Consider the following 15,914-nt stretch of genomic DNA (forward strand, 5'->3'; position numbering starts at 1 on the left):
AGATTGGCGTGACTTTTAAATCCGAGATATTAAAGGCCGTCAAAACTAAGGCGACCAAATATTACGGCTGGAAATTTATTTATAATAAATATTACATCCAGCCGGAAAAGTATTGTGAAGTAATTATTGATCCAGAGTGGAGTTTTCATGGGTCCCCTTCATCAATTCTTTTACAGCCAGCAGCCGGAATCTATATTCCAGAGGTTGATAAAATTTACGGTGAGTTAGATGATTGTATCCCAGTGAGACGGTTGATGTTCTATATTGATTTGGATCATCAAGCGTTAGATAAGACTCATAGTCGTAGGATTTATGTTCAAGATTTTGGGAGTCAAGATGAGGCCGTTGCTGAAGTTTTACACAGAATGGATTGTATTTTTACTGTGGGTAAAGATTATTTAACTAATCAGTATAACTTTGAGTCTAGGGAGGGCTTTTATGAAAGTGTTCCAGAGGAAACACGTGGTTTTGGTTGTGCTTATTATTGTGTAGTGAAAGGGTTGCTGGGAGATATCGACTATATAAAAAGGGTTCTTCGCAAAGAAATTGATCCTATGGGTTATCAGGATTTAGAGCTTATTGGTAAAATTTATGATTATTTCTCTTAAAGATTAGTTGTAAGGCTGGGGCAGCCCTATTTTTGTAGCTGGTTGTTATTTTTTTGATATGTATTTTTTGGTGAATTTTCTTTTCTAGGCTTTTTTGTGCGGCTGTAGATAACAGATTTGAGGTTTAATATGAATGTTTTGTTAATAATTGGGGCTGTTGCTATATTGGTTGCACTTTACCGTGCAGCAACCAGTAAGAATATACCGCAAAGCCCGGCGGCATGTGGTATAGCATTCTTTACCATTACTGCCGGTTTGGCCTCTTGGTTGTATCTATTATCTGCTATTCCTTTCAGCTCTCTGTACTTACTGGTGAGTATTATCTCATTACCCCTAATATTGTTATTGGGTGGCGTTATGGCTGCGCGTACAAGTGAGGATACTGCCTCAATGAATGCCAAAATTGTATTGGCTGTTGCGGCGGTCCCCTATTTGCTGGTTACCTTTATTGCTTTTATGAATTCTTCTGAGTGGGCCATTATTTATGCATTAGTAATATATATTCCCTGTATTATTGGTGGGCGATATATTGGCAGTAAATATTTGCAAGTAAAATGATGTAGAGATGGGTGGCTTTGTCGCTTCTATTGTGATAACAGGCTGGTAGGCGTGGACACCAACGGCACTGGTAATTCGTTACCTGGTTTATCTATTGATGGCCAATTAGGTCACTAGAAAAAAACTGAGTAAAAAGGCAATGGTTGCAGTCTTTGGTGCCTACTGAACTTCACTCTCACCTTACCGCTGGGTAAAACGGCTGGTTGTTTAACTGTTTTTTAGGTGGGGTTCGTGATGTACGGCCGCCTCAGCTCAAGCCGTACCATCGATCAGCGTAATTAGATTGCGGGGTGGGCTGCGATTGCTTGTACTTGCTAAAAGATGTTACTTCAACACAGCTTAGCGCTTGAGCTTAGGTGAGTTTTTTTTGGGAATATGGTCGTTGAAAATTTATCCTCCTTTCTTTGTGGTGGGCGAGCTAAAGGTCGCAGATAGAAGAATAGATATAATCAAAAAGAGTGGCACCTATTTTCTGTATTCAGAGCTAGATGAAGACGTGATTTTGTATGATTTTCTTCAAGCTTGGGACTCTTCTCAAGATATTAAGGAGTGTTTGTTGCCGGAAGTAATTTCAGTTTTATCTGGTGATGTAGAGTTTACTGATATCGATGCTGATATTTTTGGCGTGGCTTATATCAAGCCTCAGGTTACGAAGCTTATAGGGGGTATTGCTCCTGACCTGGAATTGCCAACAATGGAGTTTAGAGAGCTAATCAAACAGTGGGTTGACTTTCTAGAGATACATGGCCAATAAGTTTAATGAGGGAGTATCGTTGCTTCGGTACGGCTTGTCTTTGATGTCAAGTGGAATTTTTTTGTGGGGATACAATCGATGAAAATCTACGCTCCTTTTTCTGTGGTGGGCGAGCTAAGGACTGCAGACAGAAGAATAGACATAGTCAAAATATATGATAGCTATAGCTTGTATCCTAAGCTGGATGAAGAGGAGGTCTTGGAAGGTTTTTTTCAGGTGTGGGCAGCCTCTCAAGAAATTAAAGAGGATGTGTTGCCGGAAATAGATTCAGTTTTGTCTGGGGAGAAAAAATATACTGAGCTCGGTGCCGAGATTTTTGGGTTGGCTTATATCGAGCACCAGAACACGAAGTTTATAAGCGGTCTGGGTTCTCCTGACCTAGAGCTGTCAACAGTGGAGTTTAAAGATCTGGTCGAGCAGTGGGTTGACTTTCTAGAGGCGCATGGACGATAAGTTTATTAGTGAAGGTGGTTATCGTTGATTCAATGTCGCCTAGTCATAGGGATCTGGTGGACTTGTGGGTTTGTATATATCTATTCAATCTAAAACCTTATAGAGATTATCTCGTTCACCTTGGTCCAAAAGATCGTCTGAGGAGTTTGAATTTCTATGTTGTATGCCCGGTGGCTATGAAAATATTTTGTAATTATTAGCCTTAAGGGCTTTAGTGTTAATTTTTAATAAGTTGTTTATAGATGAGTGATCAAGTTTTCTTGGATGGGTTAAAGCGGCTGGAAATTTCTGATAAGCCCGGAAGAATAGAGCGCTGTGAAAGTAACTTTAAGCGCTTCCTGAGTGAAGGAGGTAAAGTAAGTGGGCCTTTGCTCATGTTAATGGATGCTCTTGTAGCGCAGACTTTACAGGCTTTATTTAAGCAGGGTGATATCGAACAGGCAAAAAAATCTGCATTTGATGTTGGTAGGGTGCTAGCTTTATACTCACACTTTTATCCAGCTGATATGGGGAAGAGTCCAGATAGTCAGCTCCTGTATCCATTGATATCAGATAGTCCGGAATTAATCCATTGGGGCAAGCAATATTTCATTCCTTTACTAAGGAAAAGTCAGGGTAAATATGTTTGCGATAATATAAACAATCCTGAATTCCATGCTCTGCAACTTAGGCTGGCGCTTGCCGGTGATTGGGGCTTGTTGAAAAGTAGAGCTGAGGCCTTTTTGTCAGGGTCTCCTAAAAAATACAAGCTTTACGCTATTGACTGCCGATTTTATATTGCTCTGTGCGAAGGGAATATTTATGAGATGGAGGCGGCTATAAGTGAACTTTTGTCTCCAAAGGTATTAAGGCATCGAGATGCTGAGCCTTGTTGGGGGTTGGAGCATCGGTTGTTTTCGCCATGGCCATTTATTCTTTCTAAAATTGCTTTTATTAACGGTTTTTGCCTTGATGTACACATCCCAAATATACCTGGCGATATTTTGAGAGTATCTCCGCTAAAATCTTATAGTAGTGATTTAGATATATTAGAAGAGGTTTCACTTTTTGCACCTTTCTCCGACGTTGAGGAGATTTCAGTGAAAAACTTGAAGGCGCTATCACCGAGATCAATGAGTTCTTCTATTTTGAGTTTTGGGGAGGCTCTAAAGGTAGCTAACAAGGAGCACAATGTCGGCCAACTTTTGGAGCGGGATTAAAATTTATCATCTTTGTGAATTGTTGCTTGGGTAGTTCGTAGTATACCCATGAAATTCTTGAATTTCTCTTGGTGCTTAAATGCTTGGGACGATGAAGGTCGGCTATTTGTGATCTGTGAAGCAATAAACTTTGATTCAGCTGGTGGTCGCACTGATTTTAAAAAAATATGCCACTTAAACCCTGGTGGCACGAGCTGCACATTCCTATTAATAGATCTTGGATTTGGTGTATCTCTTAACCATTAAGAATGTGGGCTTTTAGATTTTTCAGCGGGCTCCTACTTTACCTGATTTTATTCTCGTCTCACCTCAAAGTTGATGTTTTGTATGGTTTTTTATAATAAAAATTCTTTGAAGTCAGAGCATCGTATTGTTGTCTTATATCTTGTTAGTTGGGCACTGAAAATCCTAAGCTCTTTTATAACTTTATTTTGGTGAAGATATGTTAAATTTGAAGTGGTTGAATGTTTTCCTTGTAAGGACTTCTCTTGCTTTATTTGCCGGGCACACCTTTGCGGGAGAGGTCGTTTATAAAGGAGTAGTGGATAGTGATGGTGCAAAGCTGCATCTAGAGGTGTCAGGTCGTGACCTATCTAAACCATTAATCCTATTTCTACATGGCGGCCCGGGAGATGTGGAGTTGGGGTTGGTTCCATTTCAGGTAACTGTTGGGCGGGCGCTCGAAGAAAGGTATTTAGTGGCTTATCTTCATCAAAGAGGGGCCGGCAAGTCTCTTGAGGTGAGCGAAGACACATTAACGATAAAGAACAATATTCAAGATGTGCACAATGTGATTTCTTTTTTAAAAGCGCACTATAAGAAAGATAAGGTTACCTTAGTTGGTCATTCTTGGGGTGGGGGGCTTGCAGCTCTCTATGCGAGTGAGTATCCTGAGACATTAGAGAGGTTGGTGTTTATCTCTTCCTTCCAGGATGCGCAGAAGCAGGCAGAAACCAGCTTAGAAGTAACTCTGAAATGGGCGGAAAGGGAAGGCAACCAATTAGCCATACAGGAGTTACAAAAATATCAAGACTCTCCCTCTGAGCATTATTTGCTGCTATCCAAGTGGGCGAGTCGAGCGAATGGTGGTATCGCGAACGGAGTTGATATTCGAGGTTTTTTAGCCGCTGAAAAAATTGATGAAGAGTTCCCTGGGTGGCAGGAGCGGCGTGGAAGCCTGGCTGACAAGATGAACGATGAGCTTCAGGCGATGAGCGTTAATGGAGGTATCGATCATTTACAGATACCAGCGCTATTCGTTGTCGGTGAGAATGATTCCATTACCACGCCTTTACAGGTAAAGGCAGATTATAAAAGGTATAAAGGGAGTAAATGTTTCTCAGTACTAAAAGATAGCCATCACTTGCCTTTTATGGACGCAGCAGAAAGTCTGGAGAAGACTATGTTAGTCTTTTTAGAGGCCGAGGAGTGTATTAGTGGCGCGTATGAGTAATGGATAGCAAGCCAGGCGAGTAGTTAGGGCCCTATAGCGTTTCTCTGCTCTAGGGCCGGCAGGTTCGATTAAAACGAATACTTTCGTGGTAGCACTTTGCTTTTAAAAACCTGTTCTATCCCTTTATCGTAACCAGGATTAACTACGGTATCGTGGTTTTCACCCTTAATGACCCGTTTGCGTAGAGTCAAATTTTCATAATCTCGGGACTTGAGTCGCTGGGCTAGGTCCCTAAAATCTTGAACGCCGCAAACCTCTCCTTCTTCTAAGCAGATTTCCTCCCCACCAATAAACATATACACGCTTTTCGGTAAGTCAGTCTGGTGTTCGGCATAAGCGAGTTCACTTTCTAGAATTTGCTTATCCGCCCACCAGATGCTGGGGCTGCCGATCACATAGCGGTCGAAGTTATCGGTGTGATTGAAGAGGGCGTGCAGGGCTAAGAGCCCGCCGAGGGAGTGGCCAGCCAGTGTTTCGTCACTTTCATCTCCCTTGAAAGAATTATTGATAAAAGGCTTGAGCTCGTTCTCCAAAAACGCCAGAAATTGGTTGGCGCCACCACCCAGAGTATTCCCCCTAATCTCTCCAGGTACTGGAGTAAAATCCGTTAAACGTAAGGTGAAGTTGGAACTGTCCAGTGGGTGTGAGATACCCACCAAAATTACTGGCGGTAGCTTGGTATTGCCTTTCTCATCGGGTACCTGTTCGTGGATCAGGTTCGGTGCCACCATGGGGAAATTCATATACCCGTCGGTCATATAAATGACCGGATACCGGGTATTGTCTTCGGGGTTAAAGGAGAGCGGCAGTAGCACATCAATTACAAATCCACGCCCCAGTAAGTCGGAATGAAAGTTGTAAGAGAGAATGCCCTGGCGGGTAAATGTTGTGGGTTCAGCGGTGCCGGCTTGCACAAACTGAGTGGCAAAAACCATTAAGCCTATAAGCAATATTTTAATTATTTTCATCTTTGTCCCTTAATGAGCCACGCTTAAGTGTGCTCAGCCGCGTCAGTGGGCGGTCAAGACTGACAAGCCTATCAGATCGGATACGAGACTAGCTACCTTGCGCTGTGCCAACAGTCGCAAAGATGAGTATATAAGTTGGAAAGGGAGTTGTGGGGCGCAGTTTGGCGGGTGGAGTGGCGCCAGGAATATTCCCCTGGCGCTTCCACATCCTGTGAGGGAGGATTTGGTTATCTAAAAGCTGGAGCAAAGTGCCTGGGCCATACGCAGAGAACCCACCTCTCCGGAGCGGCCGGCGAGTTTTGGTGGGACTATAAAAGAGCGGATGTTGCCTTGGGATACCTGGGGGAAATAACCACCTGCCAGGTCGAGAAACTTGTGGCGAATGCGTGGGAACAGGTGTGTTTGTTCCATAACGCCGCCACCGAGAATAATTCGTTCCGGTGAGTAGCAGCTGGTCAGGTTTATACACATGGTGGCTAGGTATTCCGCCTGTAGATCCCAGGCTGGGTGGTCACTGTCCATACTCTGGCCGTGCAGGCCCCAGCGGTCTTCAATAGCGGGGCCGCAGGCAAGGCCTTCCAGACAATTGCCATGGAATGGGCAGTGGCCTGGGTAGGGGTCTCTTCGTCGATCCTGCGGCATCAACATATGGCCGATTTCCGGGTGCATGGCGCCGTTTACTAGTTTGCTATCTACCATTACCCCGGCGCCGATACCGGTGCCGATGGTGACGTAGACAAAATTCTTTACACCTACAGCGGCGCCGCACAGGTGTTCTCCCAGCGCTGCGCCATTGACATCAGTGTCGAAAGCTACAGGAATAGAGAGTGCCCCCTGTAACTGACCGGCCAGGTTGGTATTGGACCATCCATTTTTAGGGGTGTTAGTGATAAACCCGTACTGGCTCGATTGCGGGTTCAAATCTACCGGGCCGAAGCTTGCGACACCCAGTGTGGAAATAGGGCCATGGCGTTGGGCGCCGGCCTGGAAAAATTCAATGACCTGACCGAGGGTTTCTTCCGGTGTGGTGGTTGGGAAGCTGGCCCTCTCCCAGACATCATTGGGACCTGCGGCGATTGCACAATTAAATTTTGTGCCGCCGGCTTCTATGCCTCCAAGCAAGGTATTTACTGCTTTGCCTTGCACTTCCATCCTAATTTGCTCCACTGGCTGGGTATTCTATTTAAAGAAATATTTGGTCGGTTAATTTTAACAGGCTACTCCTCTGGAGGAGTGGCTACAGTAAGTTTTTCGTCAAAGAAAAAGACCGGGTGCCAACGGGGAGGCTGGACACCCGGTGTTTGCAAGCGGCCCTAAACGGGCTGCAAACGACTTACTGGAGTAGGGAGGATAACGATCAAAAAGCGTAATTGAAGCTGATACTGGTGGAGCGGCCGCTGATGGCCCTGCCGCGAACAATATCTCCCGCCTCTGCGTAAGACTCTTCAACCTCAGTTACAACAAATTCATCAGTAAGGTTGTTTACGTTAAAGGAAACGGTGAGATCCTCAGTAACATAATAAGAGCCGAACAGATTTACCAAGACATAACCATCTTGTTTCAGCTGGTTGGAATCGGAAACGTAGTACTCAGTAGAGCCCTGCAGGCTGGCGCCGAAGGTTAGGCTGTCACCAAAATTATACTGCGGGGTAATGGTGTAAATAATATCTGCCTGACGGCGGGGAGTATTGCCGACTACCGATGGGTTATTCGCATCTTTGCTGATTTCGGCATCCGTCCAGGTCAGGTTGCCGTTAACCGAGAGATCGCCATAAATATAGGAGCCTTCCAGCTCTATACCTTGTGCTTCATACTCGCGTACGAAAGTTAGGCCGCTGGTGATTTCCGCATTGGTCTCTTCGGTGACGGTATTGAAATAGGTGGCAAAAATATCAAAGTCACCAGCGGTAAACTTGTAACCGATCTCCAGCTGGTCAACAGAATCAAAGCCATCGGTGGTGTCGCTGAGGCTGCCATCACTATTTAAAGCGCCGCTAATTTGCAGCAGGCGATCGGCAATTGCGCGGCCACCTTCACTGTAGCGAGCAAAAACCGCCATGCTGTCATTGATTGCATAGTTGCCGCCAAGGGAGAAGGAGGTGTTATCTGCATCATAGTCGACTAGCTGGGTATTGCCGTTAGCCATAGTGATAATGCCACCGGTAAAACCAAAGGCATCTGATGCGCTCGCATCTTCCACATCGCTGATAATGCCATCTCCGTTGATATCGTAATCGGTATCACCACCACAGCAACTGGAAACCAGAGAGCCCTTTGCATTGACCATATCGTGGCGTGCACTGACGTCGAAGGTGAAGTCCCCAACATCGAAAGACACGTTCATATAAGGAGCGTAGGTTTCATATTCCAGGTCCCAGGCATAGGATAGGAAGCTTGCCGACCAAAGGCCATCATCGACTAACAAATCCCCGTTGGCATTCGCTGTGATGGTTAGATTCTGGGAGTTACTGCCATCCACGCTTTGGATTAGGGCATTCCAACTATTCCAGCTGGTCTTGATATTTTGCTTGGAGTAGTAGAAGCCTGCGGAAACAACAATATTGTCATTAATGAGCTTATCGACTTTGAAATCGTTGACGATCAATCCCAGATCATGGATTTCTGTATCGAACAACAAGTTCAGATAGGCTAATTCATCGACCTCTCCGCCATTGGCGTAGGTCACAGTGGTTCCTGCACTACAGTCCACTGCAGAACCCTCTCCGCTAACGGCATTGACACAGATCAGGTCTGCCATACTTTGTGCGGATTGTGGGCCGTAATTGCCAAAGGTGTCAGTAAAGGGGGAGATAAAGCTACCGCTTATATCGGAAATTCTGAACTTGTCAGTAATGGTCCAGCCATTCTCAAATTCAAATTGACTCTCAAATCCATAGGCTTCTACCAGGGATTCAATACCGTCGCTGAGATCCCGATTTACCGGGTTGCCATAGGCATCGAAAGTGGAGATATTGCGGTAATTGTCTGAGTGCAGGGTCTGGCTGCTGGCATCGAAGTTGGCTACAGTGCCGAACTCTCCATTGCCTTTATAAGTTACCGGGCCGGGTAGGTAAGTGGTCACCCGATCGTCCAGGTGTTTGTAGTAAAGGCGCACATAACCGTTGTCAAAATCTTTGGTGAGATTGGCCTTCAATTGGCCACCGGAATCGCCATCAAAGCCGGTTTCACGAACACCTTCCCCCTCGCGCAGGAAGCCGCCTACATAAAAACGCAGGGTGTCGCTGAGGTGGTGCCCGTAGCCGAAGTTCAGGCGGGTTTCATCGTAATCTGCACCAAAGGAGAGGCCTATATTCCCGCCTTCCTCTTCTCCGGTCTTGCTGATCATATTGATCACACCGCCGGGGGAGTTGCTGGCAAAGGTGGAAGCGGAGCCGCCGCGTACACTTTCAATGCGGGATAGGGAAGAATCTGCTCGAATAAAGTTGTCGGTATTGCCGAAATTGACATCGCCGTATTCGAGTACTGGCAGCCCATCCTCGTGGATCTGCATGTACTTGGAGCCACCAGTGGCAAGCGGAATTCCCCTTACCGTGATATTGGCATTGCCACCACCACCAGAAGATTCAGCGCGTATACCTGGCAGGCTGCGGAAAACTTCTGCGGTTGAGCGGGGGGCGTAGTTAGACAGTTCTTCGGTATCTAGGGCGCTAACGGAGATACTGGATTCCATTTTCGTTACGGGGCGTGCCGTAGCGGTAATGATGACTTCTTCGATCTCCAACTGCTCTTGGGCGGTTACCGCAGCGCTAACACTGGATGTCACCGCTATCGCCAGGGCGATTGAACTTGGTTTAAAGCCTCCGACCCGTTTGCAATCGGCTTGAAAGTCTTCTGCCTTCACGACGCTCTCCTCAATCATCACTTATGGTTATTAGTTTTCACTGCTGGCCCATTTAGGTTGGGCTCTTCTGCTTTCATGATTCGCATGGCTGGACGGCCATTTTTTATTTATTAAACCACTGTGATTTAATCTGGGCAATAGATTTTTTTGGGAAATTTGTCCGTTGATTTTAAAGGTGCAACTAAATCAATCAGTGAGAGTTATTCATCGGTGAGGGGGGGCAGGCACTGCTTGAGTGCTGAAGAAAATTTGCTTGGTTTGTGGGGAGTGGGGGTAAAGGGAGGGGGTTTTATTGTGATCTTGGGAGTAAATATCTAAAGAAACTCCAATTAATGGGAAGTTTTCAACTATTGAGTGCTTGATTGGTTAGATGAAGTCTTCGGCCCTGGCGGATATTTGGCAGGCGGTACGGCACCGGTGCTTTCGCAAGATGCCGCCGGCCATCTATCGCTACTCTGCCAATTTTAGTTGCCCATTCGCAAGAAATTCGATCTTCTTGGGATCACAAATCCCGCCGATAAAATTGCCTTGAGCATCGTCGCGGTTAAAGGCGAGCAGATACCAGTGTTGGTCTGGCCCCTGTATCACCCGGCTGGAATATAGGCTGCCCTGCTCGTCAGCACCGAGGAATCCATCACCAATAACGGTATAGGGCCCATTTAGGGCATCGGAGACAAAATACTTGGTGCCGGTAAGTGGTTTTCCGCTCATAGACTGACGGTGGACTTGGCTGTGATACTGAGTGGAGACAGAGCAGAAGAGATAGTAGCGGCCCTGGATTTTTTCAATCTGCGGGACTTCCATTTCTCCATACCAGCCGGGTGCCAGTATGGGTTCTCCAACTTTCCAGTGAAGGAGGTCGGTGGAGCTGGCATAACCCACTGCGCCGCGCCCGTCGGGGCTGCCCTGATTGCAGCGGGCGGTGACATACATGTGATAAAGGGCTTGATCGGGATCTTTGATAATCCAGGGGTCACGCCAGGAGGCATCATGCCAGTATTCCAGGTTTAGACCGTCATAAAACTTGGAATCTAACTCCACTAGAGGATTTTCCGGGTGTTTTTGCCAGTTTAAAAGATCTTTAGAGGTGGCCAGGCAGACTCGCTGAATAAGCCCCTTTTCTGAACGCTTGGTGCCCGTATAAAACATATACCAGGTGTCGCCTTCTTTATGTACACAGCCGGTCCAGGTTGTGTAGGAGTCTGCTGCCTCATGGCGATCACCTTCCAGATAAGGGGACGGTTTTATGGCGTCTTGCACTGGAATCCAATGAATCAGATCGGTGGAAATAGCGTGGCCGATCGAAACATGCCAATGGCGTAGTTCTGGATCGCCAAGGGATTTATCTGCTTGTAGATAAAACATATGGTATTGGTCGCCATCAACAGCGAACCAAAAATCCCAGACCCATTTGTCTTTTAGGTTAAACGCCATTTCGCTGTTCACCTCACTGTTATGATTATGTAAAACGAACCAATACGGTTTTAATGCCTAATTGGTTGAACCTTGATTTCCCGCTGTATTCTCAGGTTAAACCGGAACCCGCTCAGGTACTCCGCCCTTCAGCAGTACGGTCTTATCTGGTGCAAAATTGGAGTAAAAGGGCAGGATGGCACCGCCAATAGCGATGGCATCAATACCGATCTTACCGCTCATTATCTGGGGCTTGAAAACTCCGGAAGGGGCGGCTTGCTGCATTCGCCTGGAGATGATTTCCACCAGTTCCTCCAGCAGGAATCGCGGAAGGTGCGCATCGATAATAACGGCCTCAAGGTCCAGCACGCTGACTGCAGAGAGAATGGAGTAAACCAGTGCATCTGCGCAGTCGTCCAGCCATTCCTGTATGAGTGGGCGGGCCTGATCCATCACCGACAATAAGTCGGCAGAGTCATTGATATTGATCTGGTTGGCGCGCAGGTGTCGGCGTAAGCCAAACAGTGAGGCTCGATTAAGTAGCGTCTCAAAAGCTCCTTCGGCTTCTGGGGCGCTACTGAGTTTGGAGGCTGGTACCGGCATGGTGGCCAGGTTGCCAGAGTTGCCATGTACACCAGCCTCCAGGCTGCTATTGAGTACCAGACCGCCACCGATAAAAGTGCCAACGAATATGTAGAGGAAATCGGAAACTTCAGTGCCTTTACCGAATTGCAGCTCGGCGACTGCTGCAGCAGAGCAGTCATTTTCAAAAAAGACGGGTAGGTGGGTGCCTTTGGAAACCTCTTCTGCGAAGTTAATTTCTCGCCATTTGTTCGCCAGGGTATCGCTCATTTCCAATTCTTTTGTCCAGGCACCGATAAACCAGGGCATGGCGATACCAACGCCGACGAGCTTAGATTGGTCTTTTTTGACTAATTCTGCACTTAAACTTTCGATACCTGCTTCTATGTTTCTGAGTAGAAAATCGGGCTCGGGGCATTCAAATTCCTGGCACATTTTCTTAAGAATGTTGCCGCCAAAATCCATCAGCAATAATTCAATATTGCGCCGCCCGACTTTAATGCCTATGGAGTAAGCGCCGGTGGGATTGATGGTGTACATAATGGAGGGTTGGCCTTTGCCGCCAAGCCTGCGTCCCTCCCGCATAACCATGCCGGTGCTCTCCAGTTCATCCACAATGCGTGTAACGGCCTGGGGGGTGAGATTGGTGAGGCGGGCCAGGTCGGACTTGGATGCAGTGCCTGTCTTGCGTAGCGCCGTTAGCAAAACCCGCTCGTTGTAGCGACGCAGGCCGCTGGAATTACTTCCCTTACCCATCTCTGTGCCCCTTTTTTAGAAAACGCTTGCCCGAGAGTTTGATCTGAGGCTATTTGTGACAAATAGGCCCATATAGGATTTTATTGCCTTTACTTAGAGTAAGCAATGAAAGTGAGATAAACAGTTTTTACCATAAGATATTGATTATAAAGGATTTATGTGGATTTTTATGGTTTGCTTTACTTAATTAAACCACTGTGATTTAATTTTTTGCAAGTTCCAGCAAATCATAAAAAATACGCAGCTAGCGGTGAACGAGGAAGTTATGTCGGTCGATTTTGGTCTCCACCCCATCGATGCGATCATTTTGGTCGTCTATTTCGTTTTCACAATTGGACTGGGGCTCTATCTCAGTCGTCGCCACGACACCGCAGAAGACTACTTCCTTGCTGGGCGAAAGATGGTTTGGCCGCTGATAGGTCTTTCCCTGTTTGCTTCTAATATCTCCAGCACGACCCTGATTGGTTTGGCAGGCGATGCTTATAGTACCGGCATTGCGGTCTTCAACTATGAGTGGATGGCTGCAGTCATCCTGGTGTTTTTCGCGATTTTTTATCTGCCGACAATACTTCGCTCCCGTATCTACACCATGCCCGAGATGCTGGAGCGGCGCTTTAATCGCACCGCCAGGACTTACTTTTCCGGTCTGACAATTTTCCTGAATATCGTGGTGGATACCGCTGGTAGCCTCTATGCCGGAGGGTTGGTAATGAAGCTGATTTTTCCTGAAATGCCGATGTCAGTGACCATTTCGATTCTGGCGGTGATTGCGGGTATTTACACGATTGCCGGCGGTTTGGCTGCGGTAATTTACACCGATACTATCCAGGCTCTATTGCTGATTTTCGGCTCAATTCTGATCAGTATCTTCGCTCTGGATCGCGCTGGTGGCTGGGAGAATGTGGTTTCCCAGGTATCCGCCCATCAATTGAGTTTGATCCGTCCAATCGGAGATTCCAGTGTGCCTTGGCTTGGGCTGGTCACTGGAGTGGCCCTACTGGGTTTCTATTTCTGGTGTACCAACCAATTCATGGTACAGCGGGTGCTGAGCGCCAAGGATATTAACCACGGACGCTGGGGAGCGTTGTTTGCCGGTCTTCTGAAATTACCGGTGCTGTTTATTATGGTCCTGCCTGGCACCATGGCGATTGTCCTATTCCCCGAGCTGGAACGGGCGGACATGGTTTATCCAACCTTGCTATTTGAATTGTTGCCTGTGGGTATTTTGGGCTTGGTCTTGGCTGGTTTTGTTGCAGCGCTTATGTCTCAGATTGACTCCACGCTGAACTCTGCATCTACATTGGTGACGATGGATTTCGTGCGACAGCGTTTTCCCTCGCTAAACCAGCATCAGCTGATGCGCGTGGGGCAACTGGTCACCTTCATCTTTATGGTTCTGGCTGTGCTGTGGGCGCCGCAGATAGAGAATTTTGGTTCTCTGTTCCAATATCTGCAAAAAGTACTTTCCTATGCCGTACCCCCTGTTTTGGCTCTATTCCTAATTGGCTTTTTTTGGCGGGGAGCGACCTCCAAGGGCGCAATGACCACTTTGGTTTTGGGCACTGCCGGAGGAGTAACTCTATTCCTCGCTAATGAGGTGCTGGGTTGGACTAATTTACATTTCCTTTATATAGCGCCAATCCTCTTTGTTTTCTGCTCCATGGTGTTGGTGGCTTCCAGCTTGATAAGCCCGGCAAAGATTAGTGAGGAAGCTAGGCAGTTTGTTTGGTCTCGCAAAGACTTTGATGCGGAAACCGAGGCGCTGCGCAGTGAGCCCCTATGGCGCAATTATCGTGTACTTTCAGTATTACTGCTGATTACTACTGCCCTGGTGGTGGGCAGTTTCTGGTGATTGTTGAGTTTGTGTTCCAATGAATATAACCGATAAAAGCTATTCACTGATTTAAAAGACTCTCACACAGGATGGAGCCCCTTAATAAGCAATTAAAGGAGGTGCGAAAAGAGAAAATACTTAGGTGGTAGAGGTAATGAGGTAACTAACAATGACGGACTGATAGCACAATTAATAAAAGGGTAATGCCATGAGGTATATCTTTACAGTGGTGATCGGGTTTTTTCTTTCTGCCCCAGTTTTAGCAGCTACCAATATATTGGATCTCTATTTTAATACCGCAGATAAAGGCGGAACCTTACGATATGATGAAATATTCTCCTATGGTAAGAGTGGTAATGGCAGTGACTTTGACATGTGTGATAGCTATTCCACCAAGCGTGTGCCGGGAGATAAAATAGCTGCTATTACCAGTTATAGCGGGGATGAACGCATCAAAGGCTTGAAGCTTGAATATCTATACGCTGATGATGACGAGGTGGGTAAAACGACTGGTTCAGGATTCCGCAAACTCCTTGGAGATATGGAATATATCCAGGGCTGGCGTTTTTATAAGAAACGCGATGGCAATATTTCTCGTATCCGTGTTTACTTAAAAGATATGTCAAATAACTCTACTAGAGAGATAACTTTTGGCAGTAATAATGGTTGGCATAAGTGGCAAGAGTATCAGCTAAGTATTGGTACCCGTTCAGTTGTGGGTTTTGCTGGTACCGCAGGAGATAGCAAGATTTGGAGTATTTACCCTTGTGTGGCTGACCGTTTTGATCTGGTTGAGAGTGGGGTTGAAATACACTGGGATCAAATTGTGGAAACCCCTGAGAATACAAAAACCTTCTTTGGTGAGAGATTGTTAGAGAATTTTTCTAGCGTAACTCAGAGTGATAGTACCGAAGTTTGGTATACGGATGGCAAGAGCGAAACTGATACTTGGACCAATACACTCGGCATCTCGGTGACTGCCGGCGTGAGCTTGACTGAGGGTTACAAGGTTGGAGTTCCGGGTACCATTGAAAATAGTGGCTCGATCACGTTCAATTTTTCTGAAACTTTTTCAGCCTCAACTACGGTTGGAGAAACTTCGACGGTTAGTAATCAGAGAACCGTTAAGGAAGCGATGCCCGCGAGTGTACCCGCTTATAGCCTACTGGTGGCACGTATGATGGTAGAAAATAGCGAGGTTGAAATCCCTTATACCACTACTGTGACTAATCCCCATAACGGTGACGAATTCAATTTCACTGGTGTGATTAAAGGATCAAGTTATTCTAAATCGCGTAAACGCTGGGATGTGGTGGGTAAAGCTTTCCCAGACCGCTATGAAGTGTATGAAAGTTATTCTTGGGTTGTAGAGTATTATGGCCTGGAAAATGTCACGATAATCTCTGATCCCGTGATTTAAGTGCCGTAGGTTTATAATTAAGGTCAGAGTGGCCTGTATAAGATCCGCTTAAAT

At 46.4% G+C, this 15,914-nt stretch carries 13 protein-coding genes; 8 read left to right on the top strand and 5 right to left on the bottom strand.

The features are described 5' to 3' along the window. Positions 1–8: 8 nt before the first annotated feature. The 6 genes from ACJJIJ_RS03570 (at position 9) to ACJJIJ_RS03595 (ending at position 5,025) form a co-directional block, all read left to right on the top strand. The gene (locus tag ACJJIJ_RS03570) at positions 9–608 is read left to right on the top strand and encodes a hypothetical protein (RefSeq protein ID WP_444938658.1); all 600 of its coding nucleotides are present in this window, start codon (positions 9–11) and stop codon (positions 606–608) included. A 129-nt stretch (positions 609–737) separates the two neighbouring features. Beyond that, entirely contained in the window at positions 738–1,166 is a 429-nt protein-coding gene (locus tag ACJJIJ_RS03575) for a hypothetical protein (RefSeq protein WP_444888485.1), read from the top strand. Positions 1,167–1,548: 382 nt separating this feature from the next. Continuing rightward, on the top strand, positions 1,549–1,920 hold the full coding sequence (locus tag ACJJIJ_RS03580; protein ID WP_444885554.1) for a hypothetical protein: 372 nt from the start codon (positions 1,549–1,551) through the stop codon (positions 1,918–1,920). 78 nt (positions 1,921–1,998) lie between these two features. After that, entirely contained in the window at positions 1,999–2,373 is a 375-nt protein-coding gene (locus tag ACJJIJ_RS03585) for a hypothetical protein (protein WP_444885553.1), read from the top strand. Positions 2,374–2,615: 242 nt separating this feature from the next. Further along, positions 2,616–3,572 carry a hypothetical protein gene (locus ACJJIJ_RS03590; RefSeq protein WP_444938659.1) on the top strand — a complete coding sequence of 319 codons (957 nt, stop codon included), beginning with the start codon at positions 2,616–2,618 and terminating at the stop codon, positions 3,570–3,572. 442 nt (positions 3,573–4,014) lie between these two features. Further along, positions 4,015–5,025 (top strand): alpha/beta fold hydrolase, encoded by a 1,011-nt coding sequence (locus ACJJIJ_RS03595; RefSeq protein ID WP_252085229.1) that lies wholly within the window; start codon positions 4,015–4,017, stop codon positions 5,023–5,025. 68 nt (positions 5,026–5,093) lie between these two features. On the opposite strand, the gene ACJJIJ_RS03600 is transcribed toward ACJJIJ_RS03595, so the two are convergent. The 5 genes from ACJJIJ_RS03600 to ACJJIJ_RS03620 form a co-directional block, all read right to left on the bottom strand. Continuing rightward, positions 5,094–5,993, bottom strand: a complete 900-nt coding sequence (locus tag ACJJIJ_RS03600; protein ID WP_444938660.1) for an alpha/beta hydrolase — start codon at positions 5,991–5,993, stop codon at positions 5,094–5,096. A 231-nt stretch (positions 5,994–6,224) separates the two neighbouring features. Next, positions 6,225–7,145, bottom strand: coding sequence for an ROK family protein (locus ACJJIJ_RS03605; RefSeq protein WP_444938661.1), 921 nt, complete (start codon positions 7,143–7,145; stop codon positions 6,225–6,227). Positions 7,146–7,350: 205 nt separating this feature from the next. Then, the gene (locus ACJJIJ_RS03610) at positions 7,351–9,855 is read right to left on the bottom strand and encodes a TonB-dependent siderophore receptor (RefSeq protein WP_444938662.1); all 2,505 of its coding nucleotides are present in this window, start codon (positions 9,853–9,855) and stop codon (positions 7,351–7,353) included. Positions 9,856–10,305: 450 nt separating this feature from the next. Beyond that, positions 10,306–11,289, bottom strand: a complete 984-nt coding sequence (locus ACJJIJ_RS03615; protein ID WP_444938663.1) for a glycoside hydrolase family protein — start codon at positions 11,287–11,289, stop codon at positions 10,306–10,308. A gap of 96 nt (positions 11,290–11,385) precedes the next feature. Next, on the bottom strand, positions 11,386–12,606 hold the full coding sequence (locus ACJJIJ_RS03620; RefSeq protein ID WP_444938664.1) for an ROK family transcriptional regulator: 1,221 nt from the start codon (positions 12,604–12,606) through the stop codon (positions 11,386–11,388). Between the two features lie 265 nt (positions 12,607–12,871). Here ACJJIJ_RS03620 and ACJJIJ_RS03625 point away from each other — a divergent pair, with 265 nt between their 5' ends. Together ACJJIJ_RS03625 and ACJJIJ_RS03630 are read left to right on the top strand one after the other, a co-directional pair. Next, complete coding sequence (locus ACJJIJ_RS03625; protein ID WP_444938665.1) at positions 12,872–14,458, top strand: sodium:solute symporter; 1,587 nt, start codon at positions 12,872–12,874, stop codon at positions 14,456–14,458. A 190-nt stretch (positions 14,459–14,648) separates the two neighbouring features. Next, complete coding sequence (locus tag ACJJIJ_RS03630; RefSeq protein ID WP_444938666.1) at positions 14,649–15,860, top strand: hypothetical protein; 1,212 nt, start codon at positions 14,649–14,651, stop codon at positions 15,858–15,860. Positions 15,861–15,914: the final 54 nt, after the last annotated feature.

Source organism: Microbulbifer mixtoriginis (SeqCode) (assembly GCF_052467945.1).